The sequence below is a fragment of the Candidatus Pantoea communis genome (assembly GCF_011752685.1).
GTDB lineage: Bacteria > Pseudomonadota > Gammaproteobacteria > Enterobacterales > Enterobacteriaceae > Pantoea > Pantoea communis.
In genome coordinates, this window is sequence record NZ_VWXC01000009.1 from 65,861 (window position 1) to 92,156 (window position 26,296).

Genomic DNA, 26,296 nt, shown 5'->3' on the forward strand with positions numbered 1-26,296 from the left:
TAGATGTGCGAAAGATAGGGGAAAAAAACTTAAATCGCAATCACAAATAAATACGCATTCCGTATAGTTAATTAATATTCATTTAAAACATAAAGATAACAAAAAGTACCAATTTGAGATCGGCGTTACGGATTGACATTAGTTTTTCTGCCGTAATAAGTTAATGGTCAGATTATCAGCAGCCTGATGGGTCGGGCAGCTAACAAGCAACGGGCTTCAGGGGTACAACATGAAAGTGGGCATTATTGGTCTGGGCTTTCGTCTTTCTCATGTGGTGAAAGAGTTCAACAAAGCTGACGCAGAGTTCTCCGTGGTGGGTTACGTCGATCCGGCTCCCGCTGGCTTGCCAAATCTTCACACCTTCGGAATTGATGCCGGGCAGGCGTTCGACAGCGTGGATGCGCTACTCCAGCACGGTGGTTTCGATCTGTTGCTGGTAGGGTCACCCAACTTTATGCATCTTGAGCATATTCGGCAGGGGCTGGCAGCCGGTTACACCGTGTTTACCGAGAAACCGGTGGTGATCAATGAAGAACAAACCATGGCGATGGCGCAACTGGTACAACAATATGGGCATGAGCGCATTCTGGTCGGCTTGGTTCTGCGTTACTCACCGCTGTATCACGATCTGTTGAACGCACGCGATGAAAATCGTCTCGGTGAAATCACCTCAATCGAAGCCACTGAACACATCAAGCCTTATCACGGCGCCTTCTTCCAGCGCGACTGGCGACGTCTGGAAAAATACGCCGGTCCTTATATTCTGGAAAAATGTTGCCACGACATCGATCTCTATCAGGGATTGGTCGGTGAACGCCCGGTGCGCGTTGCCAGCTTTGGTGGACGTAAGAACTTCACCCCGCAGCATGCACCCACCGGGGCTGTCACGCCGCAATCAGAGGTGTATCACGTGAAGCCCAGCGGCTGGTCGAGCACGGATGCGGTGTTTGACGGCGACGCCGATATCGTCGATTACCAGACGGCGCTGATCGAATACGCCAATGGCGCAACTCTCGCCTTCCACGCCAACCTCAACGTGCCGGATGAATTTCGTCGTTTCTGCGTGATGGGCACCGACGGCATGGCCGAGGGCGACTTTGTGCGTAACTACTTCCGCGTACACAACGCCCGTACCGGCGAGCGCGAAGTCGATACCACCTACAGCGGCAATGCTTATGACGGTCACTATGGTGCCGATGCGTTGATGGCTGAAGAGATCGTCAAACACATTAAACAGGGAACGCCACTGAAAGTATCCGTGGTGGATGCACTGGAAGCGGGTCTGACCGCGATCAAAATCGATGAAGCACGAAAATCGAAAACCGTGGTGGATATGACAGACAGCTGGAAACAATTTGACGCCAGCCTGGGGAAAACCGCGACCGTATAAGGTCAACCTCCCCGCGCAAATCCCCCTTTGCGCGGGGCTTTTCATGGCAGTGCAGAGTGGTGACATCATTAACCGGCCCGCGAGCCGGTTTTTGTTGGCACTTAACCTGCGTTTTCATTCTCCAGCTTCTGCCGTTTGCGCAGATGCGGGAAAATCGTCATCCACACCGCCACCACCACCAGCGTGCCGATACCGCCAAGTGCTGCGGCAGGCACCGCCCCCATCCACGCCGCCAGCAAGCCTGACTCAAACTCGCCCAGCTGATTTGAGGTGTTAATAAAGATGGCGTTGACCGCATTCACGCGACCGCGCATATCATCCGGCGTATCCAGCTGTACCAGCGCACCGCGAATCACCATGCTCACCATATCGAACCCGCCCAGCGCGGCCAGCGCCAGCAGAGAGAGCCACAATTGCGTAGAGAGCGCGAACACCAGCGTGGCGACCCCAAAGCCTGCCACCGAACCAAACATAATCATGCCGACGTGTTTTTCCAGCTTGTGACGGCTGAGCCACACGCCAACAATGAGCGCCCCTACAGAAGGTGCACCGCGCAGCATGCCCAATCCCCAGGGGCCGGTATGCAGAATATCCTGCGCGAAGATCGGCAACAGCGCGGTAGCACCTCCCAGCAGCACGGCGAACAGATCGAGAGAGATCACACCCAACACATCTTTGCGCTCACGAATAAAACGCACGCCCGCAAACATGGTGGTGAGATTCATCGGCATCCGCGTTTGAGGTGGACGTTCATAGCGAAGGCGGCTAACCAGCACCAGAGAGAAGAGATAAAACAGGGCTGAGACGCCGTAAACCACCTCGGGACCGGCCACATACAGCAGGCCACCCAGGGTTGGGCCGACGATCACCGCTGCCTGACCGCCCACGGAACTCGCCGCCATGGCACGCGCGAGAATCGGTGGAGTCACCAGCGCAGGCAACATCGACGTGATCGACGGCCACTCCAGCGCTTTGGCCACGGAGATCAGAAACACCAGTCCCCAAATTTCAATTTTATCCGCCCAGTGCATCAGCGTCAGTGCCACCAGGCCAAGCAGAGCTAGCCATTCAATCAATTGCCCGACCAGCACAATGCGGCGGCGATCAAACTGGTCGGCAAGATGGCCGGCCGGCAGAGCCAGTAACACCGAAGGCAGGAACTGCATCAGGCCAATCATCCCCAACGCCATCGCGCTGTGCGTAAGGGCGTAGATTTGCCAGCTAACCGCCACGGAGAACATCTGGAAACCAAACGATGAACAGGTGCGCGCCAGCCAGAAGGCGACAAACGACCTGTGCCGCAACAGAGAGTCTTCTGTTGCGGATAACGGTGAAGCCATATTTTATCCCATCCTAAATCATCTTCCGGCCAGCATCATTGCACCAGCCTGGTGAAAAGCCGTTTACCGACTCTCATTATCATTTTGCGGCCACAGAGTGCGACATCTGACGCTGGCAAGCAATGGCTAGCCGTGCGCTTTAAAAACAGTTGCTTATCTAAAATTTAACTAAGCATAGAGTTCTGAATATTAGCAGGCTGATTGTTTTCACCTGAAAATATCTGAATCATTCCAGAAATTCCAATAACTCAATATTAAATACATCTTTTAGCCGCCATATCTCTCTATCAGAGACAGCTAAAACAGGTGACCTTAACAAACAATTCGGTCTATATTGGAAGCGTAAAGATCACAGCAACCTTGCCGTCCTTATAATAATTAAGACGTTCCAGTTAATTAATTTATTCATAGAGATAAATGGAAAACAGTTCATACAATCCTTATGTTACTGAGCGTATCCGTCGCCTCGACGGGGCACTGATGGGCGTGTGTTATTCAGCACCCTTTATGCATTGTGAACAGGAAAGCACAGCATTACTTAACGGAAGCAACATAATTTCACTGCACAATCAGTTGCCCGATGCGCCCGAACGAATAATTATCCCTTTAGTGGGAAATAGTCTTGCGCGCTTTTTACAGGCGCCAGAAAATTATCCCAGCCTGCAAATGGAAAATGTCTCCCTTGCTATCAATAATGCCAGTTTAGTTAAGCATGAAGCGGCATTGCGAGAAACCGTACAGCATCACGCATTCTGGCTTTATGATTTGGCTCCGCCAGGAACGTGCTGGAAGAATATTGCCTCTTTTCCCTTCAGGGGAATTGTCCTGAACGATGATTTCTTCAATGATAATTATCTCAAGTTCAGCTTTCCCTTTTTGCTCGGATCCTGCAGGGAAAGAGAAGCAGAGGTGATATTACGCACTCCGCAATTAACTCTGCCGTTGTCTGTCTATGAAGACCTGCAACTTTCTGGCTGGCAGGAACAACGCACCAGCAACACCCTGTTTGAAGTGTAAACGCTTACACGAAATGCCGCCTCTTGCCGTTATGTCCCGATCTCTTCGGGCATAACGTTGGAATCTCCTCATAAAATGTCGCACTACTACCATTCCACAAGCGCAAAGCACTAAAAAAATCAAACCCGTTAACGTTTTTAAGATAAAATTTAACGCAAAGGGATCATCTGGCGTAACGGAAGCGCTGCGATCGAACATGTTAAGTCACTTCGTACTCTATGTCGGGAAACAACCTAATGCGTTGTTTCCTTTTAAGTTTATGGCAAAGAAAGAGGTTAATATTATGGGGAAAGCTTCCTCATCTTTTGGCGTGATTCGCTTTTTGACGGTGCTGTTCGCACTGCTCACAGGCGCATTTATGCTGGTAGGCGGTGTATGGCTAGCCGCAATTGGTGGTTCCTGGTACTACGTTATTGGCGGTGTGATTATGTTGATCACCGCTGTCCTGCTGTGGCGCCGTAGCGGTGCAGCGATCATGCTGTATGCACTGTTGCTGTTGGCAACGCTGGTGTGGGGCGTTTGGGAAGTCGGTTTCGACTTCTGGGCGCTGGCACCACGTACCGATGTGCTGGTGATCTTCGGCATCTGGCTGATTCTGCCGTTTGTGTATCGCGGTCTGAATCATGCAGGTAAAGGCGCACTGGGTCTGATGGCCGTTGCGCTGATTGCCAGCGTGCTGGTGCTGGCGTGGGCAGTGTTCCACGATCCGCAGGAACTGAACGGTGAAATCCCAGCGGCGGCAGATAATGCCCCGCAAGCGCAGCCGCTGAGCAACATCAAGGATGCTGACTGGCCTGCGTACGCGCGTGACCAGCAAGGCACGCGCTTCTCTCCACTGAAGCAAATCAACACCGGTAATGTGAAAGAGTTGCAGGTAGCCTGGCAGTTCCAGACGGGCGATCTGAAAACCCCGAACGACCCAGGTGAAATCACCGACGAAGTGACGCCGATTAAAATCCGCGACACCTTGTATCTCTGCTCACCGCACCAGATTCTGTTTGCGCTGGATGCAAAAACCGGTAAGCAGAAGTGGAAATTTGATCCGGGCTTAAAACCGAATCCAACCTTCCAGCATGTGACCTGTCGTGGTGTCTCTTACCATGAAATGCCAGCAGCAGCGGATGCGTCTAACACCCAGCCTGCGCTGTGTTCACGTCGCATTTATCTGCCAGTGAACGACGGTCGTCTGTTCGCGCTGGATGCCGAGACCGGTGAACGTTGTGCCGCGTTTGGTAACAACGGTGAGCTGGATCTGCAGCACAAACAGCCGGTACTGACCCCAGGCCAGTATGAGCCGACTTCACCACCGATCATCACGGATACCACTATCGTGATTGCCGGTGCGGTCACCGATAACTACTCTACCCGTGAACCGTCAGGCGCTATTCGTGGCTTTGATGTGAACACCGGTAAACTGCTGTGGGTGTTTGATCCGGGCGCGAAAGATCCCAACGCGATTCCAGATGATGAACATACCTTCACCATGAACTCGCCGAACTCCTGGGCACCGGCAGTATACGATCCAAAACTGGATACCGTATTCCTGCCAATGGGCGTGACCACACCAGACATCTGGGGTGGTAACCGTACGCCTGACCAGGAACGTTTCGCGAGCAGCGTACTGGCACTGAACGCCACCACCGGCAAGCTGGTGTGGTCGTATCAGACCGTGCATCACGATCTGTGGGATATGGACCTGCCGTCACAACCGACGCTGGCCGATATCACCGACAAAGATGGCAACACCGTTCCGGTGATTTATGCCCCGGCCAAAACCGGTAACATCTTTGTCCTGGATCGTCGTACCGGTAAGCCGGTTGTCCCCGCACCGGAAACTCCAGTGCCACAGGGCGCTGCGAAAGGTGATCACGTATCCCCAACTCAGCCGTACTCCGAACTGACCTTCCGTCCGAAGAACAATCTGACGGACAAGGACATGTGGGGCGCGACCATGTTCGACCAACTGGTGTGCCGCGTGATCTTCAAGCGTCTGCGCTACGAAGGTCCGTTCACCCCGCCGTCTGAGCAAGGTACGCTGGTGTTCCCTGGTAACCTCGGTATGTTCGAGTGGGGCGGTATCGCGGTAGATCCACATCGCCAGATCGCGATTGCTAACCCAATGGCGCTGCCGTTTGTCTCTAAACTGGTGCCACGCGGTCCGGGTAATCCGATCGAGCCACCAGCCGATGACAAAGGCGGTTCAGGTACTGAAACCGGTATCCAGCCACAGTACGGTGTACCGTACGGCGTCGAGCTGAATCCGTTCCTGTCTCCGTTGGGTCTGCCATGTAAACAACCGGCCTGGGGCTATGTCTCAGCGGTTGACCTGAAAACCAACGAAACCGTGTGGAAAAAACGTATCGGTACCGTTCGCGACAGCGCGCCGGTTCCGGTTCCGTTCAAAATGGGTATGCCAATGCTGGGCGGCCCAATTACCACGGCCGGTAACGTGTTCTTTATTGGTGCGACTGCCGATAACTATCTGCGCGCGTTCGACACCAACACCGGGGAAATGCTGTGGCAGGCACGTCTGCCAGCCGGTGGCCAGGCAACGCCGATGACCTATGAAGTGGATGGCAAGCAGTACGTTGTCATTGCTGCAGGTGGTCACGGTTCGTTTGGTACTAAGCTGGGCGATTACGTCATTGCCTACGCACTGCCAGATGCTAAATAAGTTTCTGGTTTGATGTGACAAAGGCGGGCTGCGAAGCCCGCCTTTTTTATTGTCTCACTGCCTGCGCTCTGGCGTATCGCGTCATTATGAAGAAGCTAAAGGTTGTTCGAATCGCAATACCTGTCGCCGTTACGGCTTCTTTAACACCCGCGTATTTAACAGCGCGCACAGCGCCATGATCACACAGGTCGCCAGAAACACTGGCCGCATGCCGAAAGCACCACCGACAAACCCGCCAAATAACGGACCGGAGACCTGACCGACATACTGGGCCGAGGTCGAATACCCCAACATTTTCCCCACCTGCCCTTGCGGCACATTGTGGCGAATCAGCGCCGTCACGCACGGCATCAAACCGCCCAACGCCATGCCCATCAGGAAACGCAGCAGCACCAGTTGCCAGGCTTGGGTGATAAACGCCTGCGGGATCAACAACAGCGCACAAACGACCAGGCCGTAAACCAGCACGCGGCCATGCCCTACCCGATCCGCCAGGCGCCCCAAACGCGGCGCAGAGAGAATACTGCCCAGTGCAGCCGCCGCCATCACCACGCCCGCCGTCACCGTAATCGCATGATCGCCCTGCACGAACTGACCGATATACAGCGTGATGATCGGTTCAATCGACATATTGGCAAAAATCAGCAGCATGCCTGACAGCCACATCAGTCGCACCAGTGGCAGATTGACCGGCTTCTCACTCTCATCATGAGTTTGCACCGTCTTTTTACCCGGCTGACGCGGCGCTTCTTTTAATAAAAAGGTGGTGGCAAGGAAGGCGAGGAAAATCACGGCGCCGGTCAGCCAGAAGGTATGGCGAATGCCAATCAGCGGTGGCAACACCCCGCCCAGCAGTGGCCCCACCACGTTGCCCGCCATAATGCCGGAAGACAACACGCCCAGCGCCCAACCGGTCTGCTCTTTCGGCGTTTGCGCCGCGACCATGATGGTTGAACCCGATGCGTAGCCCCCCAACAGCCCCGCCAGCAAACGCAAGGCAACCAGTTGCCACGGCGCCGTCGCCATACCAATCAGCGACATGGCAATCGCCATTCCGAGGCTGGCACGAATCAACATCAGTTTGCGGCCATAGCGATCCGCCAGTTTGCCCCACAACGGCGCGGTTAACGCGGCGCTGAGGAAAGTGGCACCATACGCAGCCCCCGACCAGCGCGCAATCGCGGCAGGTTCCTGCACACCAAGCTGCTGCACATACAGCGGCAGAAACGGCAGCAGCAACGTCATCGCCACAATGGTGCTGAACGAACCCAGCACGCAGACAAACAAATTACGTTTCCAGTGTTGCTGCTCAGGCGCTAACACTGTTGATGATTGCGACATAGTCATTCCCTGTTTTTGCTTTTTTAGCAGGCTAACAGCGGAGCACGACATAAAACAGGGAGAGAGAGATATTTGCCAACCAGCGTAATATTGTTGTCAGGCAACAACAATTAACTGCCGCTCAAGGCATTAATTAACGCATCACACAGCAACGTCACGGGGGAGGAAGGTTGCGGCTGCTCTTTGAGCAGCAGATAACTGTGTAAACGATCCATTTGCCACTCAGGCAGCACCTGTTGGATCTCGCCGCGCCCCAGCGCCTCTTGCGTCATATACGCTGGCAAATAAGCGATGCCGGTGCCGGCCAGCGCCGCATTCAGCAGCGCCATGCTGTTATTGGCGCGGAAACGGCTATGCACATCCAGCGCCAGCCGCTGTTTATCGCGGCGAAACGGCAGTGCGGCCGTATGCGCGGGTCCGTGGAACAGCAACAAATCGTGGCGTGTCAGGCGCTCTGGATGGTCGATAGCGGGATGCGCTACCAGATAATCCGGCGTGGCATAGAGTCCCCACTCGATGGTGCTCAGTTCGCGATAATTAGCGACTTCCGGCGCGCGCGCACGAATCACTATCGCCACATCCGCGCTGGGCTGCGGATCGTCACTGGTGGTGAGGTCGAGATCGACATTGATATGAATATGACGGCGGATAAAGTCATTCAGAGTGGGGACGACGCACTGGCAGCCATAGGTGATTGGCGCCTGTAAGCGCACATTACCCGCGGGCAGTTGATGAACCTGCTGCACAAACGCATCGGCGCGGTGCATCTCTTCCAGCATGCGGGTACAAAACGGATAGTAAGCCTGACCCAGCTCGGTCAACGCCACTTTCCGCGTGGTGCGCTGCAGCAGTTTGATGCCGAGTCGCACTTCCAGCCGCGCGATTTCGCGACTGACATGCGATTTAGAGACGCCTAAGGTTCGCGCGGCTTCGCTAAAGCTTTGCCGCTCAACGACGCGCGCAAACAGCATCATGGCGGTGAGATTATCGCTGTTGTCCATGTTCTCTGGTGGGTAACAAACGGAGAACAGCAGCTTAAAAGTAAAAGCCGCAATAAGCACCGAATTTAATCAGCGAACGGGGTGGAGCGGCGTAATTTATCGCGCAATCCCTTCGCGATTTACTGCGCAATAAATTGCGCCGCTACGTCTACTTTGCAGATCACTATCAGCGTCATCAATCAACTGGCCACCGCCAGCGGGAACAACAAACGTTCCTGTTCAACGCGGCGCTGACGACGCAATTGACCCGGCGTGACGCTGAAGTAGTTCTTAAAAGTGCGGGTATACGCCTGCTGCGTATCAAACCCGTAGCTCATCGCCACCTGCAGAATCGCTTCATCGCTGTTGATCAGCGTGAGCGCGGACTCAGTCAACCGGCGCTGACGGATGTACTCTGCCAGAGAAAAACCAGTGTGCTGACGGAACAGACGTTGCAGATGCCAGCGGGAGTATCCCGAGCGGCGTGCTACTTCATCCAGATGCAAATCGTGCCCTAAGTTGTCTTCAATCCAGTCCAGCAAACTACGGATAAATTCGCGCTGATTCATGGGAACCTCCTGCTTCGACAATATGTCCAGTGCAGTCACTGTAGCGCGTTAAATTTATCCCTTAATTAGCAGAAAATTAGCGCAGAATTAGCAAGGGGGGAAATGGGTGCTCCGCCTAAATAAGTCCAGCGGCAGAAAGGCAGCAAGAGCGTGAATCCTCAGGCGCTTACATAAGTCAGTAACGGGGGTGAACGCTCACAGCTCACGCCTCTGCAGCGGGAAGTATGACGGAGGGTAATTCTGGCCTAATTATCTGGCGCTACACTGCGTCCATCAGTTTGGGAGAACTCTATGCGTGTGCTGCTGGTAGAAGATGATGAAATGATTGGCGCCAACTTGCAGCAGGCGCTGGAAGCGGCGGGCTGGTCGGTGGACTGGGTGCGCGATGGCGTATTTGCCACCAACGCCTGGGCCGAAGGCGGTTATACCTGCGTGCTGCTCGATCTCGGTTTACCGCGGGAAGACGGTATTCACGTATTGAAGCGTGCGCGTACGCGTGGCGATATGACGCCCGTGCTGGTGCTGACTGCGCGTGACACGGTGCAACAACGCATTCAGGGACTCGACAGCGGCGCCGATGACTATTTGCTTAAACCCTTTGATCTGCAAGAGGTACTGGCGCGCATGCGTGCAATCACCCGACGTCGTCACGGAGCGGCGGATTCCCTGTTAGGCAGTGGCGATGTGCAGCTGGATATGATGACGCGCGAAGTGCTGTACAAAGGCCAACGCGAACAGCTAACCGCCCGCGAATATGCCCTGCTCTACGCTCTGCTGGAGCGCCCTGGTGCCATCTTGTCACGCGAACAATTAGAGAACCGCATTTACGGCTGGGGTGAAGAAGTCACCAGCAACGCCGTTGATGTGCTGATCCACGGCATGCGCCGCAAGCTCGATAACGAAGTGATTCGCAACGTGCGCGGTTTGGGCTGGCGAGTACCGGCAATATGAAACCTTTCACTTTTATGCGCTCCCTGCGTAACAAACTGCTCGCCACGCTGGTGCTGCTGCACCTGGCGATGATCGGCGGCGTCACCTGGTATTTCTACCATTGTTATGGCGACATGATGGGCACCATGAAGGACGATCAGCTCGCCAAGATTGCTGATGCCTGGTCCTCCAGCCAGCGCATGCCCGCGCTGATGCCTATGGTGATGCAGCAAGAGAAGCTGAAGAGCACCTACATCGTTCAGCTGTGGGACACCAACAATCATCTGCGTGCCAGCTCATGGCCTGCTTTACAGGCGCCGCTGCAGGCAAAAAAAGGCTGGTCCGATTTAAAAGTCGGCGACTGTGGCGATGACTGTGACTGGCGCGTGTATACCCGCCCCGGCGAACTGGGCAGTGAAATCGGTAATATTCAGGTTTTACACAACATCGGCTACATGAAAAGTTTGATGGTGAAGCGGGTGCTGTCCGCCATCATTCCCTTAATGCTGATGATGCCGCTGTCACTGCTGGTGATCTGGCTGGTAGTACGTGCCATCACGCGAGATTTGCGCGTTGCCTCGCGACAGATTGCCGCACAAGAAACATTGCATCCGCACTCGGTATCGCCGGATGGCTTACCGGATGAAGTGCTGCCGCTGGTGGCTGCTTATAACTCTCTGCTCGATAAGCTACGGGCAGCCTGGTCATCGCAGCGACAGTTCCTTGAAGATGCGGCACATGAACTGCGCACGCCGGTTACCGCCGTCACCTTGCAGCTGGAGAATTTGCGCCAGCATATTCAGCCTGGTGAAGCCAGTCGCCAGTTTGATCAGCTGGAAGCCGGCGTCACGCGGACGCGCCATCTGGTGACGCAGTTGCTGAATATCTCGCGCCAGGAAGATCAGTCAGTGGTGGCCACGGTGGAAACCATCCAACTCGATGATTTGCTGAAAGAGAGCATCGAGCAGTTGATGGTGGTCGCCGATAAACGCGGCATTGATATCGGTTTTAATGGCACCACGCACTATCGCCTGCACGCCAGCCGTTCCGATTTGCGTAGCCTGTTTGATAACCTCATCGGCAACGCGATGCTGCACACGCCGGAAGGCAGCCTGGTCGATGTGCTGCTGCATCGCGTGGGCAATCACACCGTGGTGGATATCGTCGATAACGGGCCGGGCATGCCGGAGTCCTTTATCGAACGCGCCTTTGATCGCTTCACCCGTTCGCCAGATGTACAGGCGCAAGGCAGCGGTTTGGGTCTGTCGATTGTGCGCAGCGTAGCGCAGAAGCATCAGATGCAGGTCGCGCTGTCGAACTGCCATAACGCCCAGGGACAAATCTCCGGCCTGCAGGTGCGTGTGACCTTGCCATAACCGACGTGTCGCTACCGCCTTGAATATACAGCGCGGTAGCGGCACAACGTATTGCGTCTTTTCCTCATCTAAATCGCCCTACACGATGAACCACGTATTTTCCGCCACCAAATTCCAAAGGCGCACGTTCAATCGTGCCGCTACACGTTTTTCCGCATCTAAGATCTTTGTGACTGAACGCGACAACGTAAACGGTTGCGGGGTTCCGTTCGCCACACGGCATTTATGTGATCGTTATCACATATTCAGTGAATCAAAATGCAACACATTTTGACAAACGTGATCAAAATCTATTTCCTATCGCTCTGTTACAGGCACATTACGCACATTTGAAAATTCGGCGATTCAGACCGGATAAAAACAACACACGGCCCATCCCCTGGGATCGATTTCACTCGATTGCGGCGCAACCGCAGCAATCACTAGCATGTGGTTAATAAAATAATGAAATTTAAAGCATTGATAGCAGGGGCCTTACTGGCCAGCAGCTGGACCGGCGCGGCACAAGCGGCAGACAGCGATCCGCAGTATCTTTCAGACTGGTGGCATCAGAGCGTTAACGTGGTGGGCAGTACGCACACCCGCTTCGGGCCGCAGTTCAACAATGACGTGTATCTCGAATACGAAGCCTTTGCTAAAAAAGACTGGTTCGATTTTTACGGCTATGCGGATTTAACCAACTTCTTTGGCGTGGGTAACAGCAACGCTAACGGCATTTTTGACCACGGTTCGCCGCTGTTCATGGAAATTGAGCCACGTTTCTCCATCGATAAACTGACCGGCACCAGCCTGGCGTTTGGTCCGTTTAAAGAGTGGTATTTCGCGAACAACTATATCTATGACATGGGCCGCAACGCTTCACAGCGTCAGAACACCTGGTACATGGGTCTGGGTACCGACATCGATACCCACAGCGATATCGGTCTGTCACTGAACGTGTATGCCAAATACCAGTGGCAGAACTACGGTGCAGCGAACGAAAACAGCTGGGATGGTTATCGCTTCAAAGTGAAATACTTTGTGCCGATTACCGATCTGTGGGGCGGCAAGCTGAGCTACATCGGCTTCACCAACTTCGACTGGGGTTCAGACCTGCGCGATGAGACCGGTCCATCACGTACCAGCAACTCGATCGCGTCCAGCCACATTCTGTCGCTGAACTACGATCACTGGCACGTTTCTACCGTGGCGCGTTATTTCCATAACGGCGGTCAGTGGGCGGATGGGCAGGAGTTGAACTTCGGCAACGGTCCATTTGAAGTGAAATCAACCGGTTGGGGTTACTACCTCGTCGTGGGTTACAACTTCTAATTAGCGAGTTCCTTAGCGGCGCAATTTTCGCGCGTTTCTGAAACGGCAATATCGCTATCAGAAACGCATTAAATTGTGCCGCTACGTAGGCTGACCGGCTGTAAAACCCTGCCCGTCAAATCTGCGGCTTATAGGCATTCACCATCCACGGCACGCCGAACTTATCGGTAAACATGCCGAAACCGTGCGCCCAGAACGTCGGTTCCCACTTTTTCGTCACTTCCCCACCCTCTGACAACGCGTCAAACCAACGTTTACCCTGCGCTTCATCTGGCGTGGATAGACTCACGGAAAATCCGGCATAACTTGCCTGCTGTGCACCGTCGCTCATCATCAGTTCACCCTGCCCGATGCGCAGATGGGCATGCATAATCTGTTCAGGCGAGAAGGTCACGCCAGAGGGGCAACCTTCATCTTCGACGGTGGTTTCATCGGGCATATCGCCAAAAGTCATTTTAAACAGCAGTTCGCCGTCGGTGGCCGCGAGATAGAAGGCGATCGCCTCTTCACAACGACCGTTGTAAAACACATAAGGTGTGATTTGCATGGTCAGTTCTCCACAATTGGAACGTCCAGTGCAAGTGTAGTGCGCAATAAGTAATCAGCTGCGAGCCAGGCCGCACTCTTACCTTTGTTGACAATAGCGGCGAAACAGCTGGGCCATATACGCGCTCATTGGCGTCAGCGCCGTGTCTTTCCGCTGGATCAAATAGAAGGTGGCTTTCGGTAACGGATCGTCAAGATCGAGGGCAATGAGCTGCCCACCGTGCGTCGGATCTTCGATCACATCGCGCGAGATGATGCTGACAAAATCACTTTTGGCGACCAGGCTGGTGCAGGCCATAAAGGTTTCGCAGGTCACCACGATCTTCGGTGCCATACCGCGCTCGCCAAACAGATCGTGCAGCAAGCGGTAATAACTGCCCTGCGGGGTCGGCATGGTCCAGTCGCAGTGCTGCAACTCATTCAGTGAGCGGGCATGCGCCATCGGGTGGCCTTTACGCATCACCACCTGATAGTCACGCTCCATTAGCCGCTCAAAAATCAGCTCCTGATCCAGATGATGTTGATCGTAGGTATTAATGGTGAAATCCAGCGCGCCCTGACGCAGTTCATACACCATCGACACCAGTTGCCCCTCAACGATACGCACCTTCACCAGCGGGTATTCACGATGAAACTGGGTGATCACCTGCGGCATGATAGTGCGCGCAATACTGCCGCCCACGCCGATATTCACCCGCCCCCCTGCCAATCCCAATCGCTGCTGAATATCCTCCTGCGCCACGCGCAATTCTTCCAGCACCAGACTGGCATGACGAAAAAAGTTATCACCGATATCCGTTAGCGTGACGCCTTGCTGACGACGTTCGAACAAACGTGCGCCAAGCGCCAGCTCCAGTTCCTGAATCGCTTTGGTCAGCGCAGGCTGTGAAAGTCCCGATAAGCGGCTGGCAGCGCGAATACTGCCCTGGCGGGCCACATCGACAAAGGCGCGCAGTTGATGAAGTTTGAGGTTGGCAGGCATGATTTTTGTGATAACCGTTGTTTATCAGTGACAAGATATTCGCATCTTATGCGCACCAATACCATTGTGTAGATTCGGGATAATGCATAAAAAACCAACACAAAGGATATGCCGATGAAAACCCTCTCCGACCTCGTCAACGCGCGGATTCCGCAGATGCAAAGCTGGCGTCGCGACCTGCACCATTTTGCCGAATCGGGCTGGCTGGAGTTCCGTACTGCAACGATAGTGGCTGAAGAGCTGCATCGTCTTGGTTATCAGCTCAAGCTGGGGCGCGACGTGATCGACGCTGACGCACGCATGGGTTTGCCTTCTGACGAGGTGCTGGCACAGCAGGAAGCTCGCGCACTGGAGCAAGGCGCCCTGCCACAGTGGATCTCGCATTTCTCTGGCGGCTTCTGCGGCGTAGTCGCCACGCTGGAGACCGGTCGTCCCGGCCCGGTGATGGGCTTCCGTGTCGATATGGATGCGCTGGACCAGAACGAAAGCCGTGATGCCGACCACATCCCTACCCGTGAAGGATTTGCCTCCTGCAACTCCGGCATGATGCACGCCTGCGGCCACGACGGTCACACCACCATCGGCCTGGCGCTGGCGGGCGTGTTGATGGAGATGAAAGATCAGCTCAGCGGCACGATTAAAATTATCTTCCAGCCTGCCGAAGAGGGCGTGCGTGGCGCTAAAGCGATGGTGGCCGCAGGCGTGGTGGATGATGTGGATCTGTTTACCGCTATCCATCTCGGCACAGGCGTACCTGCTGGCGAAATCGTTTGCGGCAGCGACAGCTTCCTGGCCACCACCAAACTGGACGTCAATTTCACCGGCGTCGGCGCGCATGCGGGCGGTAAACCAGAAGAGGGTCGTAACGCCTTGCTGGCCGCCGCGCAAGCTACACTGGCGCTGCACAACCTGCCACAACACAGCGGCGGTGTCGCACGCGTCAACGTGGGTGTGCTGCAGGCAGGCTCCGGACGCAACGTGGTGCCCGATTATGCCCTGATGAAAGTGGAAACCCGTGGCGTCAGCAATCAGGTTAACGATGACATCTATCAGCAAGCCCTGCGCGTGATTTCCGGCGCGGCGGCGATGTATGGCGTTGAGTTCGACATCAAACTGATGGGTGGCGCACGCAGCTGTACCCCAAGCCAGCCGTGGGTCGATTTTATCCACCAGCAGGCCGATGCCATGGGGATTTTCACCTCGGTAGTGGATACCAAAAAGCAGGCGGCGGGTTCGGAAGATGCCACTTACATGCTGGAACGCGTGCAGCAGCGCGGCGGTCAATCATCCTATGTGATCTTTGGTTGCGATCTGGCGGCAGGTCACCACAACGCGAAGTTCGATTTTGACGAAGCGATTATGGCCACAGCGGTGCAAACCCTCGCGACGCTGGCGCTGAACCAGGCACAGTTTGGAGGTCAGCGATGAGCCATCACGATTTTATCGATCGTTACATCAACGAAAACCAGCCGCGCTTCACCGCCCTTAGCGATGCCATCTGGGATGTACCGGAAACCCGCTTTGAAGAGACACAATCCGCCGCCATTCTGGCCGATGCGCTGGAGCAGGAAGGCTTTGCCGTCGAGCGTGGCGTCGGCAATATCGACACCGCCTTTATCGCCAGCATCGGCAGTGGAAAACCGGTGATTGCTATCCTCGGTGAGTTTGATGCGCTGGCCGGTTTGAGCCAACAATCAGGCTGCGCCACACCACAACCACTGGTGGAAAACGGCAACGGGCACGGCTGCGGTCATAATCTGCTGGGCACCGCCGGACTGGCCGCGGCCTTCGCCATCAAAGCCTGGTGGGCGGAGAACGGCCAGCGCGGCACGCTGCGTTTTTACGGTTGCCCAGGCGAGGAAGGCGGTTCTGGCAAAACCTTTATGGTGCGCGAAGGGCTGTTTGATGACGTGGATGCCGCTGTCACCTGGCATCCTGAAGGCTTCAGCGGCATGTTCAACCTCAGCACCCTGGCCAACATCCAGGCCGCATTTCACTTCAAGGGCGTTGCCGCGCACGCCGCTAACTCGCCGCATCTGGGCCGCAGTGCGCTGGATGCCGTCACCCTGATGAACACCGGTGCCAACTTCCTGCGTGAGCACATCGTGCAGGAAGCGCGTGTGCACTACGCCGTGACCAACACCGGCGGTGTTTCCCCCAATGTGGTGCAAGCTGATGCCGAAGTGCTGTATCTGATCCGCGCGCCAGAACTCGATCAGGCACAGGATATTTATCAGCGGGTGATCAATATCGCCAAAGGCGCTGCCCTGATGACCGACACCGCCATGACGGTACGCTTCGATAAAGCCTGTTCCAACTATGTGCCGAATCGCGCGCTGGAAGCGGTGATGGAGCGCAACTTGCATCAGTTTGGCTTGCCCGAGTACAGCGCGGAGGAGCAGCAGTTCGCCGCCGAGATTCGTGCCACGCTAACCAAAGACGATCTGCGCAATGCGCGTTTGAACGCAGCGCGCACCGGCGGTGAAGCCGGTATCGCCTGGACCGAGGCGCTGGGCGACAAAATTTTGATGGACGAAGTGGCACCCTACGCCGTGACGCGTGAGTTGCTGTATGGCTCAACCGATGTCGGCGATGTGAGTTGGGTGACGCCAACCGCGCAGTGCTTTGCGCCTTGCTTCGCCTTTGGTACCCCGCTGCACACCTGGCAACTGGTGGCGCAGGGCCGCACCTCGCTGGGCCACAAAGGCATGTGTCTGGCTGCCAAAGTGATGGCCGCCACCGCGCTGACCTTGTTGCAGGACCAGGAAGCGCTGGCGCGCTGCCGCGAAGAGTTCCAGCGCGTGCGCAGCGAACAGCCTTACAGCTGCCCGATTCCGGCAGATGTGACGCCATCAAAATTATAAAAGCCGTAGCGGCATAAAAGATTCAATCCGGCGCAAACCCGGATGCAGTAAACAAAAAAATAAAAACTAAAGCCCTCAATACTTCGAGTCGCCTTAGCGGCTTGAAGTATGACGGGCGCAAATACAACAGACATGACGAGGAAATACCGATGGAAGTGACCACGGAGAATCGCAGCCCGGGGAAGTTGTTTAGCTGGATTGAGCGGGTCGGCAATAAAGTGCCCAACCCGTTCTTACTGTTTGTCTATTTGATCGTGGTATTAATGGTGGCCACCGCCATTATCAGCTACTTCGATCTGGCGGTGAAAAACCCCACCAATGGCGAACTGGTGCGGGTTAATAACCTGCTGAGCGTGGCCGGGATTCAATGGATTCTGCCTAACATCATCAAGAACTTCAGCGGCTTCACGCCACTGGGCTCCATTCTGGCGCTGGTGATAGGTGCGGGTCTGGCGGAAAAAGTCGGCCTGCTGCAATCGCTGATGGTAAAGATGGCCTCACGCGTCAGCCGTCGCTACGCCAGTTATATGGTGCTGTTTATCGCCTTCTTCAGCCACATCTCGTCCGATGCCGCACTGGTGGTGATGCCGCCGCTCGGCGCACTGATCTTCCTGGCCGTCGGTCGTCATCCGGTGGCGGGTTTACTGGCGGCTATCGCGGGTGTCGCTTCCGGCTTTACCGCCAACCTGCTGATCGTCACCACCGACGTGCTGCTCTCCGGGATCAGTACCGAAGCTGCGAAAGCGGTGAGCGATACCGTGCACGTGAGTGTGATCGACAACTGGTTCTTTATGGCCAGCTCGGTGATTGTGCTGACGATTGCCGGTGCCATCCTCACCGATAAATTCGTCGAGCCGCGTCTTCCGGTGTGGAACGGCGGCAATCACGATCGCCTGCCGCCGCTGACCGCGCTGGAAAATCGTGGCCTGCGGGCTGCGGGCATTGCCGCGCTGGTGTTTATCGCCCTGATGGCCCTGCTGGTGGTGCCAGAACATGCGCCACTGCGTAACCCGAAAACCGGCGGCATCATTCCTTCGCCGTTTATTCAGGGCATTGTGCCGATCATCATCCTGTTCTTCTTTGTGGTGGCGATTGCTTACGGCGCCGTGACGAAGCAGATTCGTCGGGCCGATGACATCCCGCAGCTGCTGGTGGATCCGATGAAGAGCATGGCGGGCTTTATTGTGATGGTGTTCCCGCTGTCGCAGTTTGTCGCCTTCTTTAACTGGAGCAACATGGGCAAATTCATGGCGATCGGTCTGACCGATATGCTGGAAAGTGCCGGCATCAGTGGCGCGCCCGCGTTCCTCGGTTTGATGTTCCTGTCGGCATTCTTGTGCATGTTTATTGCCAGCGGCTCAGCCATCTGGTCGATTCTGGCGCCAGTGTTCGTGCCGATGTTTATGCTGCTCGGCTTCCATCCGGCCTTTGCGCAGATGATTTTCCGTATCGCGGATTCTGCCGTATTGCCCCTCGCGCCGATGTCACCGTTCCTGCCGCTGTTCCTCGGATTCCTGCAGCGATACCAAAAAGATGCGCAACTTGGCACCTATTATGTGCTGATCTTCCCGTATCCGGTGGTGTTCTTTATCAGCTGGATCATCTTGCTGCTGGCATGGTACGCATTGGGTTTACCGATTGGACCGGGCGTTTACCCCAGCCTGCATTAATCGCATCGCCAGGGACGGCGATCACACTTCTGTGAACTGCAACGTAGATTGCGAAAATGTCACCGTTGCCCCTCTCGGCAACCCGCGATGAATTGATTATCCTGCTATTCCTTCGCTTGCTAACGGTTAATTATTTTTAAAACCAATTACAACCGTGCGAGTTCTGCAAACACCGAGGTTTATCCAATAATGACAACAATCACTTCGACAGGGATGGCGAACGATCACATCGCAGCGGATCGCCGCACCTTAGCCGGGCGCATCGATGCACTGCCCTCATCCGCAGGCTTGTGGCGTTTTATTACGCTGCTGGCGCTGGGCGGTTTTTTTGAGCTCTACGATCTGTTTGAAACCGGCTATATCAGTTCTGGTCTACTGGCTGCTGGCGTGTTTCATACCGGCTCGGAAGGGGTCTTCGGCATTGCTGACCAGGCTGCCTTTGCTTCTGCCACTTTCCTCGGCCTGTTCGTCGGTGCCAGCCTGCTAGCCCCATATGCCGACCGCTTTGGTCGTCGTCTGACCTTTATGTGCGCACTGGCATGGTACGGCGTGTTCTCGCTGTTGATGGCCTTCCAGCAGAGCGCTGAAATGATCATCCTGTTCCGCTTCCTGGTCGGTATCGGCCTCGGTGTTGAGCTGGTGACCATTGATACCTATCTGTCCGAATGGGTGCCTGCTCATCTGCGCAGCCGCGCCTTTGCCTACTCTTTCTTTATCCAGTTCCTGTCGGTACCTGCCGTGGCGCTGATGTCATGGTGGCTGGTACCGCAAACTATTCTCAACCTTGAAGGCTGGCGCTGGGTGGTGATCGCCGGTGCGGTTTGCTCGCTGGTGATCTGGCTGATTCGTAAAAACCTGCCGGAATCGGCGCGCTGGCTGGCGCAGCAGGGCCGTCATCAGGAAGCGCATAAGGTGCTGAGTGAGATGGAAAAACGCTGCGGGATTGCGCCGGGCGAAGATTTCTCTGACAGCGATGCCGCAGCAGTGTTGCCAAAAAAAGGTCGCTTCAGCGAGATTTGGTCACCGGCTTACCGCAAGCGTACGCTGATGCTGGTAGTGATGAACTTCTTCCAGGCGATTGGCTTCTTCGGCTTCGGTAACTGGCTGCCTGCGCTGCTGTCCGGCAAAGGCGCAACGGTGACCCACAGCCTGCTGTATGCGTTCTTTATCACCCTGGCTTATCCGCTGGGTTCACTGATTTGCAGTCGCTACGCCGATAAGCTCGAGAACAAATGGCAGATCGTTTTCTCCTCCCTGATGACCGTGGTGTTCGGCACGCTGTTCGCACTGGCAACCAATCCGGTGCTGATGATCATCTGTGGCTTCCTGATCACCTACAGCAACGCGTGGCTGACCTTTAGCTACCATGCCTATCAGACCGAGATTTTCCCGACGCATATTCGCGCGCGTGCGGTCGGCTTCTGCTACTCCTTTAGCCGCCTGTCCACGGTGTTCAGCAGCATTTTGATCGGCATTATTTTGCAGTACGCCGGCAGTCAGGGTGTGATCGCCTTTATCGTGCTGAGCATGCTGATGGTGATGCTGTCAGTGGGGATTTACGGTCCGAAAACACGCGGGCTGGATTTGGAGAATATTTAACAAGACGTAAGGTGTCTTGATATCCAGCGGTAAGTAACGGGTGATAACGCAAGCAGGGGCCTCTCCTGAACTTTTATGCGTTTTTATCAAAAGGGCACCAATACTACTGATCGGCAACTGCAGATGTACTTCAACCCGCACTAACACTTATAAAAAAGGCCGCCAGTGATGAAAATGGCGGCCTTATCTTTTTAAAGCGCGACACAAATTTGTGCCCCGCTTTATGTCACTTTACTGCCCTTCCAACACCTTAATGTCCGCGCTGCCCTGCTTCGACTCGACCGCTTCATCCTTGCGCAGCTTCGCCACATCCTTCGCCGTCACCGTCGACTTCACGCCATTACCCCAGCTGCCGCGAATGAAGTTCACCACATCCGCCACCTGGTTGTCGTTGAGACGCCAACCGAATGCCGGCATGGTGATGGCTGACGGAGCGCCCTGCACGCCAGGCAAGGTACCGCCCACCAGCACGATGTGGATCAGCGAGGTTGGATCGTCCGCCATGACGACCGGATTGCCGCGCAGTGCCGGGTAGAAACGTTGATAACCGCTGCCGTCGGTCTTATGACAGGCCGCACAGCTATCGACATACACCGAAGCACCTGGCTGGCTGTCATCGCCCTTCCACAACGCTTTGGCGACCGCATCATCCTGCGTGAACACCGTCTGGCTGGCATCCTTCGCGCCCAGCGACTTCAGATATTTGGCAATCGCGCTGATATCTTCATCGTTGAGATACTGCAGGCTGTGCTGCACCACGTCGGTCATGCCACCAAATACGGCGGTGTGATCGTTGCGGCCAAAGCGCAGGAACTGCTTCAGATCGTCTTCGCTCCAGCGGCCTAAACCATCACGGTTGTCACCGCGCAGATTGCTGGCGGTCCAGCCATCAATCGGTGCGCTGCTACCTGACAGGTAATCATTGCCTTCGCCGTTGGTCAGCGCTTTTTCCTGCATGGTGATGCTACGCGGTGTATGGCAGGCACCGCAGTGACCCAGACCTTCCACCAGATAGCGACCACGCGCTAGCGCCGGATCTTCCTGCGCGGCTGGCTGGAACGCTTTCACGTCTGGCGCGAAGATGCCATGCCAGATGGAGAGCGGCCAGCGCATCGACAGCGGCCAGGGAATGTCGCTGTCTTTGTTGGCCTGCGCCACCGGCTGTACGCCATGCATAAAGTAGGCATACAGCGCCTGCATGTCTTCATCGCTGACTACCGCGTAGGACGGATATGGCATCGCCGGATAGAGCGTCTCGCCATTTTTCGCCACGCCATGACGCACCGCTTTCTGGAAATCGTCGTAGCTGTAGTCACCAATACCGGTGGTTTTATCCGGGGTGATGTTAGTAGAGTAAATGGTGCCAATTGGCGTCGCCATCGGTAAGCCACCGGCAAACGGCTTGCCGCCCTCGGTGCTGTGGCACGCCACGCAGTCACCCGCGCGTGCCAGATACTCACCGCGCTTCACCAGAGCGTCCGAACCTGCTTCGTCCGCCACTGCGGCGAACGTCATCGTGCCCAGAAACAGGGCCAAAATGCTTTTGATCATCGCCGTGTTCCTTATGCCTGAACCAGGGGGCCGGGGTTCTTCAGATACTGTTCGCGGATAGCTTTAGCTGACCAATAGCTCAGCGCCGCCACCATGCCGGTTGGGTTATAGCCGAGGCCCTGCGGGAACGCAGAGGCACCTGGCACAAACACGTTAGGCACATCCCAGCTCTGCAGATAACGGTTCACCGCACTGGTTTTCGGATCTTCACCCATGATCGCACCGCCGCTCATATGCGTGGTCTGGTACACGGTGGTATCGAAGTGAGAGCCTGGTCCTTTGGCGCCGCCGATGATCATTTTCGGGTTCATCGCTTCGGTGATCTTGCGCATCTTGCCGACCATAAACTGCGCCATCTTGATGTCGTTGTCCTGCCAGTCAAAGGTCATGCGCAGCAGCGGCTGGCCATAGACATCTTTGTAGTTCGGATCGAGATCGAGATAGTTGGCGCGATACGACTGGTGCGCGCCGTGCGCATCCATCGAAATATGATGGTTATAGGTATCAGCCACAGCGGCTTTCCACTGGCTGCCCCAGTTTGGCGTGCCTTTCGGCGTCGGCAAACCGGAGATCGGTTTGGTACCCGCCTGGTTAACCCAGAACGGGGAGCCGCCAACAAAGCCATGTGGGCCGTGGTCGAAGTTGTCTGCGTTGAAGTCATCCACTGCCACGCCCGCACCGCCCGCACCAATAAACGGGTTGGTGGTGGTGTTTTTGTCGAACAGCGCTTTCAGGGTCGAGATGTTCTGATAGGCGAAGTTACGGCCCACCACACCTTCGTTGCTGATCGGGTTGTACGGTTTGCCGATGCCTGACAGCAGCATCAGATGCACGTTGTGGAACTGGAACGCAGACAGGATCACCAGATCCGCTGGCTGCACCACTTCACGCCCCTGACCATCCAGATAGGTCACGCCGGTAGCGCGCTTCTTGTCATCGGTCAGATTGACGCGCAGCACGTAGGAGTTGTTACGCAGTTCGAACTTCGGCTCCTGACGCAGCGCGGGCAGGATATTCACGTTCGGCGAAGCTTTGGAGTACATGTAGCAGGCATAACCGCTGCAGTAACCGCAGAAGTTGCACGGCCCCATCTGCGCACCATAGGTGTTGGTATACGGGCCAGAGGTGTTGGCTGACGGCATATCATAGGGATGATAACCCACTGATTCAGCGGCCTGGGCAAACAGCTGTGCCGAGTAAGTGCGCTTCTGTGCAGGCAGAGGGAAAGCGCTGGAACGATCCGGCGCGTACGGGTTGCCGCCTTTCTCTTTGCCCTGTAGCTTGCCTTTGATCGACCAGGCGCTGCCGGAAGTGCCAAACACTTTCTCAGCCTGATCAAAGAACGGCTCCAGCTCATCATAGCTGACGCCGAAATCCTGAATGGTCATGCCTTCCGGAATGAAGTTTTTGCCGTAGCGCTGCTCGTAGTGGCTGCGCAGGTTCAGCTCCACCGGATCGACACGGAAATGCACGCCTGACCAGTGCAGACCTGCACCGCCGGTGCCGGTGCCCGGCAAAAACGCCGCCAGCTGACGATACGGCACCGCAGTTTGCGAGGCATCGTGACGGATGGTCACGGTGCTTTTCGACAGATCCTGGAACAACTTTTTACGGATGTTATAGGTCAGTTCATCAATCGACTGCGGATAAGATCCATCAGGATAGGTATCACGATGCGGACCACGCTCCAGCGCCACCACCGTCAGACCGGCTTCGGTCAGCTCTTTCGCCATGATGGCTCCGGCCCAGCCGAAACCCACCACCACCGCGTCTACTTTTTTCAATTCATTTGCCACGGTTACGCCCTCTCCCCGCGAATATCCACTGACGGGAACGGATAACGTTCACCGCGCTCCACCCAATCCATAAAGTCGGCACGTGCGCCAGGGAAGCCAATCAGCTTCCAGCCCACCATGCCCTGATTTCCACCGTGGATCGGATCGCTGAAGTAACCCTCGCGGGTGTTCTGCAGCAGGAAGGAGAAGAAGGTTTTGCTGTTGAGCTGCGGGAACTGTGCCTCACCGCTCTCAAACGTGGTCAGCAGTGCGTCCTGCTGTTCGCCGGTTAGCTCAGCGAACACTTTGCCGTGCTGCTTTTTGCTCCAGCCATCGGCATCGGCCAGACCCAGACGATAAATCTGCTGCGGCACCAGCGGAGACTGATAACCCAGCTCTTTAGGCAGATCGGGATTGAACGGCCCCTGCATATACCAGTTGCTGCCGGTGGCGTACGGCGTGTTCATTTGACGATCGATAAACTCCGGCACACCGGCTTCCAGTGCACCAGGCCCGCGTTCATCATTGGGGATCAGGCGCGCCACTGCCGCAGTGATAAAGGCGAACTCTTCCGCCGTAAACCAGCTTGGCTGATAAGCGCGTGCTTGTTGAGGTGCGACGGGTTGCTCTGCTGCTCCTGCGGCCATCGGCACCACTAACGCGCCCATTGCCGAACCGCCAACGGCCATGGCTGGCGCCAGGGTGATGGTTCTCAGCAGAAAATCCCTGCGACTGTGACCATTTTTTTGTTCTGACATGACATTGCCTCATTACCACATGAATGCGGTATGAAAGTTAACTCGTTGCGTTGTATTGTTTTTTTAGTTGTGGCTTAAGGGATACAGCGTCACTGTTACCGGTAACAGTGCGCATAGTGTAACACCACAACTGTTATTAATTTAGTTTCTCGAAACAAATGCGCACAAAATACTTAACAAGTCATGGTGTCGCTTTACATCGCAGCAGCGATGCTGTCATCGTCAGATACAACCCACAACAGACAAAGCACTGTCTGACGCGGTATAAAAGAGTACACACAACAGCGGAGTGCCTATGTTTAAGTCCTATTTTCCGCGGCCAGCGCTGTTTTTCAGCTCGGCCGCGATTTGGAGTTTGATTGCGATTTTTGCCTGGTTTGGCTTTTTCAATGATTTTCCAGCACGCTGGCCTGCGCTACAGGCCGCGATGCAGCAGCCATTGCCAACCAATGCCAGCCGCTTTATTCACGCGAGCCAACTATGGTTTTATGCCTATTACTGGATCGTCGCCGGTATTTTCGGACTGGCCTGGCGCGTAATCGACAACCATCCATGGCAGCGTTGGTCAGTGTGGGGCTCGATGCTGATCATCTTCGTCACCTGGTTTGGCGTGCAGGTGGGTGTAGGCGTGAACGCATGGTATGGCCCGTTTTACGACATGATTCAACAGGCCTTAACGAAAGCGGGTTCTGTCGCAATCCACCAATTCTATGTTCAGGTCCTCGCTTTCCTGGGGATCGCGTTGATTGCAGTGGTGATTGGCGTAATGAATTCATTCTTCGTCAGCCACTGGGTATTCCGCTGGCGTACCGCGATGAACAATTACTACATGCATAACTGGCAGCGTTTACGTCTGGTGGAAGGTGCAGCACAGCGTGTGCAGGAAGACACCATGCGTTTTGCCAGCACATTACAGGATTGGGGCATCAGTTTTATCCAGGCCATCATGACCCTGGTGGCGTTTTTGCCGGTGCTGGTGGCGCTATCACATCACGTTAAAGAAGTGCCGATTCTTGGCAACATCCCGTATGCACTGGTGATTGCCGCGCTCTTGTGGTCGTTGTTTGGTACGGCGTTATTGGCATTAGTCGGGATTAAACTGCCAGGTCTGGAGTTTCGTAATCAGCGCGTGGAAGCCGCATTTCGTAAGGAACTGGTCTATGGCGAAGATGACGCAGAACGCGCTTCACCGCCTACGGTACAAGAATTGTTTAGCCGCGTGCGCCACAACTATTTCCGTCTCTATTTTCACTATCTGTACTTCAACATCACCCGCATTCTCTATCTGCAGGTCGATAACGTGTTCGGGTTGTTTGTGCTGTTCCCATCGATTGTCGCAGGGACCATCACGCTGGGCCTGTTGAACCAGATTACCAACGTATTTGATCAGGTGCGCTCATCATTCCAGTACTTGATTACGTCATGGTCCACACTGATTACGCTGATGTCGATCTACAAACGTCTACGCAGCTTTGAGCAGATTCTGGCGGATATTCCGCATGATGAGATGATGCGCGAGGCATCGGAATAAGCGGTTGTGGCGGCAACATAATGCGCACCTGTCGCGTCAATCACGCTTCAGGTGCGCGTTAAATCGCGCTGCAACAGATCATTGCAAGCAGT

General features: G+C 55.2%; 20 protein-coding genes. 11 read left to right on the forward strand and 9 right to left on the reverse strand.

Annotation, left to right across the window (positions count from 1 at the left end; all coding sequences use genetic code 11):
* Nucleotides 1-229 precede the first annotated feature (229 nt).
* Complete coding sequence (locus tag F3J37_RS13510) at nucleotides 230-1,390, forward strand: Gfo/Idh/MocA family protein (RefSeq protein WP_166933858.1); 1,161 nt, start codon at nucleotides 230-232, stop codon at nucleotides 1,388-1,390.
* Between the two features lie 101 nt (nucleotides 1,391-1,491).
* Here F3J37_RS13510 and F3J37_RS13515 read toward each other — a convergent pair whose 3' ends face one another.
* Nucleotides 1,492-2,730: an MFS transporter gene (locus tag F3J37_RS13515; protein ID WP_166933860.1), complete on the reverse strand. Its 1,239-nt coding sequence runs from the start codon at nucleotides 2,728-2,730 to the stop codon at nucleotides 1,492-1,494.
* Between the two features lie 417 nt (nucleotides 2,731-3,147).
* Between F3J37_RS13515 and F3J37_RS13520 the strand changes: the two genes are divergently transcribed.
* Entirely contained in the window at nucleotides 3,148-3,747 is a 600-nt protein-coding gene (locus F3J37_RS13520) for a hypothetical protein (RefSeq protein WP_166933862.1), read from the forward strand.
* Nucleotides 3,748-4,030: 283 nt separating this feature from the next.
* Nucleotides 4,031-6,421, forward strand: a complete 2,391-nt coding sequence (locus F3J37_RS13525; protein ID WP_166933864.1) for a glucose/quinate/shikimate family membrane-bound PQQ-dependent dehydrogenase — start codon at nucleotides 4,031-4,033, stop codon at nucleotides 6,419-6,421.
* A 129-nt stretch (nucleotides 6,422-6,550) separates the two neighbouring features.
* Here F3J37_RS13525 and F3J37_RS13530 read toward each other — a convergent pair whose 3' ends face one another.
* The 3 genes from F3J37_RS13530 to F3J37_RS13540 all read right to left on the reverse strand — a co-directional run bounded on the left by F3J37_RS13530 (nucleotide 6,551) and on the right by F3J37_RS13540 (nucleotide 9,311).
* Nucleotides 6,551-7,762: an MFS transporter gene (locus F3J37_RS13530; protein ID WP_166933866.1), complete on the reverse strand. Its 1,212-nt coding sequence runs from the start codon at nucleotides 7,760-7,762 to the stop codon at nucleotides 6,551-6,553.
* Between the two features lie 110 nt (nucleotides 7,763-7,872).
* Nucleotides 7,873-8,763: a LysR family transcriptional regulator gene (locus F3J37_RS13535; protein WP_166933868.1), complete on the reverse strand. Its 891-nt coding sequence runs from the start codon at nucleotides 8,761-8,763 to the stop codon at nucleotides 7,873-7,875.
* A 179-nt stretch (nucleotides 8,764-8,942) separates the two neighbouring features.
* Nucleotides 8,943-9,311 carry a helix-turn-helix domain-containing protein gene (locus F3J37_RS13540; protein WP_034826803.1) on the reverse strand — a complete coding sequence of 123 codons (369 nt, stop codon included), beginning with the start codon at nucleotides 9,309-9,311 and terminating at the stop codon, nucleotides 8,943-8,945.
* 291 nt (nucleotides 9,312-9,602) lie between these two features.
* On the opposite strand from F3J37_RS13540, the gene F3J37_RS13545 reads away from it, so the two are divergent.
* The 3 genes from F3J37_RS13545 (at nucleotide 9,603) to F3J37_RS13555 (ending at nucleotide 12,928) form a co-directional block, all read left to right on the forward strand.
* Entirely contained in the window at nucleotides 9,603-10,262 is a 660-nt protein-coding gene (locus F3J37_RS13545) for a response regulator (protein ID WP_034826805.1), read from the forward strand.
* Nucleotides 10,259-11,617 carry a sensor histidine kinase gene (locus F3J37_RS13550; RefSeq protein WP_097118982.1) on the forward strand — a complete coding sequence of 453 codons (1,359 nt, stop codon included), beginning with the start codon at nucleotides 10,259-10,261 and terminating at the stop codon, nucleotides 11,615-11,617. Before F3J37_RS13545 ends, F3J37_RS13550 begins: the two co-directional genes overlap by 4 nt.
* A 444-nt stretch (nucleotides 11,618-12,061) precedes the next feature.
* Nucleotides 12,062-12,928, forward strand: coding sequence for a nucleoside-specific channel-forming protein Tsx (locus F3J37_RS13555; RefSeq protein WP_034826809.1), 867 nt, complete (start codon nucleotides 12,062-12,064; stop codon nucleotides 12,926-12,928).
* Nucleotides 12,929-13,043: 115 nt separating this feature from the next.
* Here F3J37_RS13555 and yjdN read toward each other — a convergent pair whose 3' ends face one another.
* Together yjdN and F3J37_RS13565 are read right to left on the reverse strand one after the other, a co-directional pair.
* Nucleotides 13,044-13,475, reverse strand: a complete 432-nt coding sequence (yjdN, locus tag F3J37_RS13560) for a VOC family metalloprotein YjdN (protein ID WP_034826811.1) — start codon at nucleotides 13,473-13,475, stop codon at nucleotides 13,044-13,046.
* Nucleotides 13,476-13,553: 78 nt separating this feature from the next.
* A complete protein-coding gene (locus F3J37_RS13565) occupies nucleotides 13,554-14,456 on the reverse strand; it encodes a LysR family transcriptional regulator (protein ID WP_166933870.1) in 903 nt (300 codons plus the stop codon).
* 114 nt (nucleotides 14,457-14,570) lie between these two features.
* Between F3J37_RS13565 and F3J37_RS13570 the strand changes: the two genes are divergently transcribed.
* The 4 genes from F3J37_RS13570 (at nucleotide 14,571) to F3J37_RS13585 (ending at nucleotide 20,589) form a co-directional block, all read left to right on the forward strand.
* Nucleotides 14,571-15,884 (forward strand): amidohydrolase, encoded by a 1,314-nt coding sequence (locus F3J37_RS13570; protein WP_166933872.1) that lies wholly within the window; start codon nucleotides 14,571-14,573, stop codon nucleotides 15,882-15,884.
* Complete coding sequence (locus F3J37_RS13575) at nucleotides 15,881-17,320, forward strand: M20 family metallopeptidase (RefSeq protein WP_166933874.1); 1,440 nt, start codon at nucleotides 15,881-15,883, stop codon at nucleotides 17,318-17,320. Before F3J37_RS13570 ends, F3J37_RS13575 begins: the two co-directional genes overlap by 4 nt.
* A 149-nt stretch (nucleotides 17,321-17,469) precedes the next feature.
* Complete coding sequence (abgT, locus tag F3J37_RS13580; protein WP_034826820.1) at nucleotides 17,470-18,990, forward strand: p-aminobenzoyl-glutamate transporter; 1,521 nt, start codon at nucleotides 17,470-17,472, stop codon at nucleotides 18,988-18,990.
* A gap of 189 nt (nucleotides 18,991-19,179) precedes the next feature.
* Entirely contained in the window at nucleotides 19,180-20,589 is a 1,410-nt protein-coding gene (locus F3J37_RS13585; RefSeq protein ID WP_166933875.1) for an MFS transporter, read from the forward strand.
* A gap of 231 nt (nucleotides 20,590-20,820) precedes the next feature.
* Here F3J37_RS13585 and F3J37_RS13590 read toward each other — a convergent pair whose 3' ends face one another.
* The 3 genes from F3J37_RS13590 to F3J37_RS13600 are packed head-to-tail and all read right to left on the reverse strand — an operon-like array spanning nucleotide 20,821 to nucleotide 24,673.
* A complete protein-coding gene (locus F3J37_RS13590) occupies nucleotides 20,821-22,140 on the reverse strand; it encodes a c-type cytochrome (protein WP_166933876.1) in 1,320 nt (439 codons plus the stop codon).
* Between the two features lie 11 nt (nucleotides 22,141-22,151).
* On the reverse strand, nucleotides 22,152-23,936 hold the full coding sequence (locus tag F3J37_RS13595) for a GMC family oxidoreductase (RefSeq protein ID WP_160834351.1): 1,785 nt from the start codon (nucleotides 23,934-23,936) through the stop codon (nucleotides 22,152-22,154).
* Nucleotides 23,937-23,938: 2 nt separating this feature from the next.
* Nucleotides 23,939-24,673 (reverse strand): gluconate 2-dehydrogenase subunit 3 family protein, encoded by a 735-nt coding sequence (locus tag F3J37_RS13600; RefSeq protein WP_058962216.1) that lies wholly within the window; start codon nucleotides 24,671-24,673, stop codon nucleotides 23,939-23,941.
* A 295-nt stretch (nucleotides 24,674-24,968) separates the two neighbouring features.
* Between F3J37_RS13600 and sbmA the strand changes: the two genes are divergently transcribed.
* Nucleotides 24,969-26,204, forward strand: a complete 1,236-nt coding sequence (gene sbmA, locus F3J37_RS13605; RefSeq protein ID WP_166933878.1) for a peptide antibiotic transporter SbmA — start codon at nucleotides 24,969-24,971, stop codon at nucleotides 26,202-26,204.
* Nucleotides 26,205-26,296 lie beyond the last annotated feature (92 nt).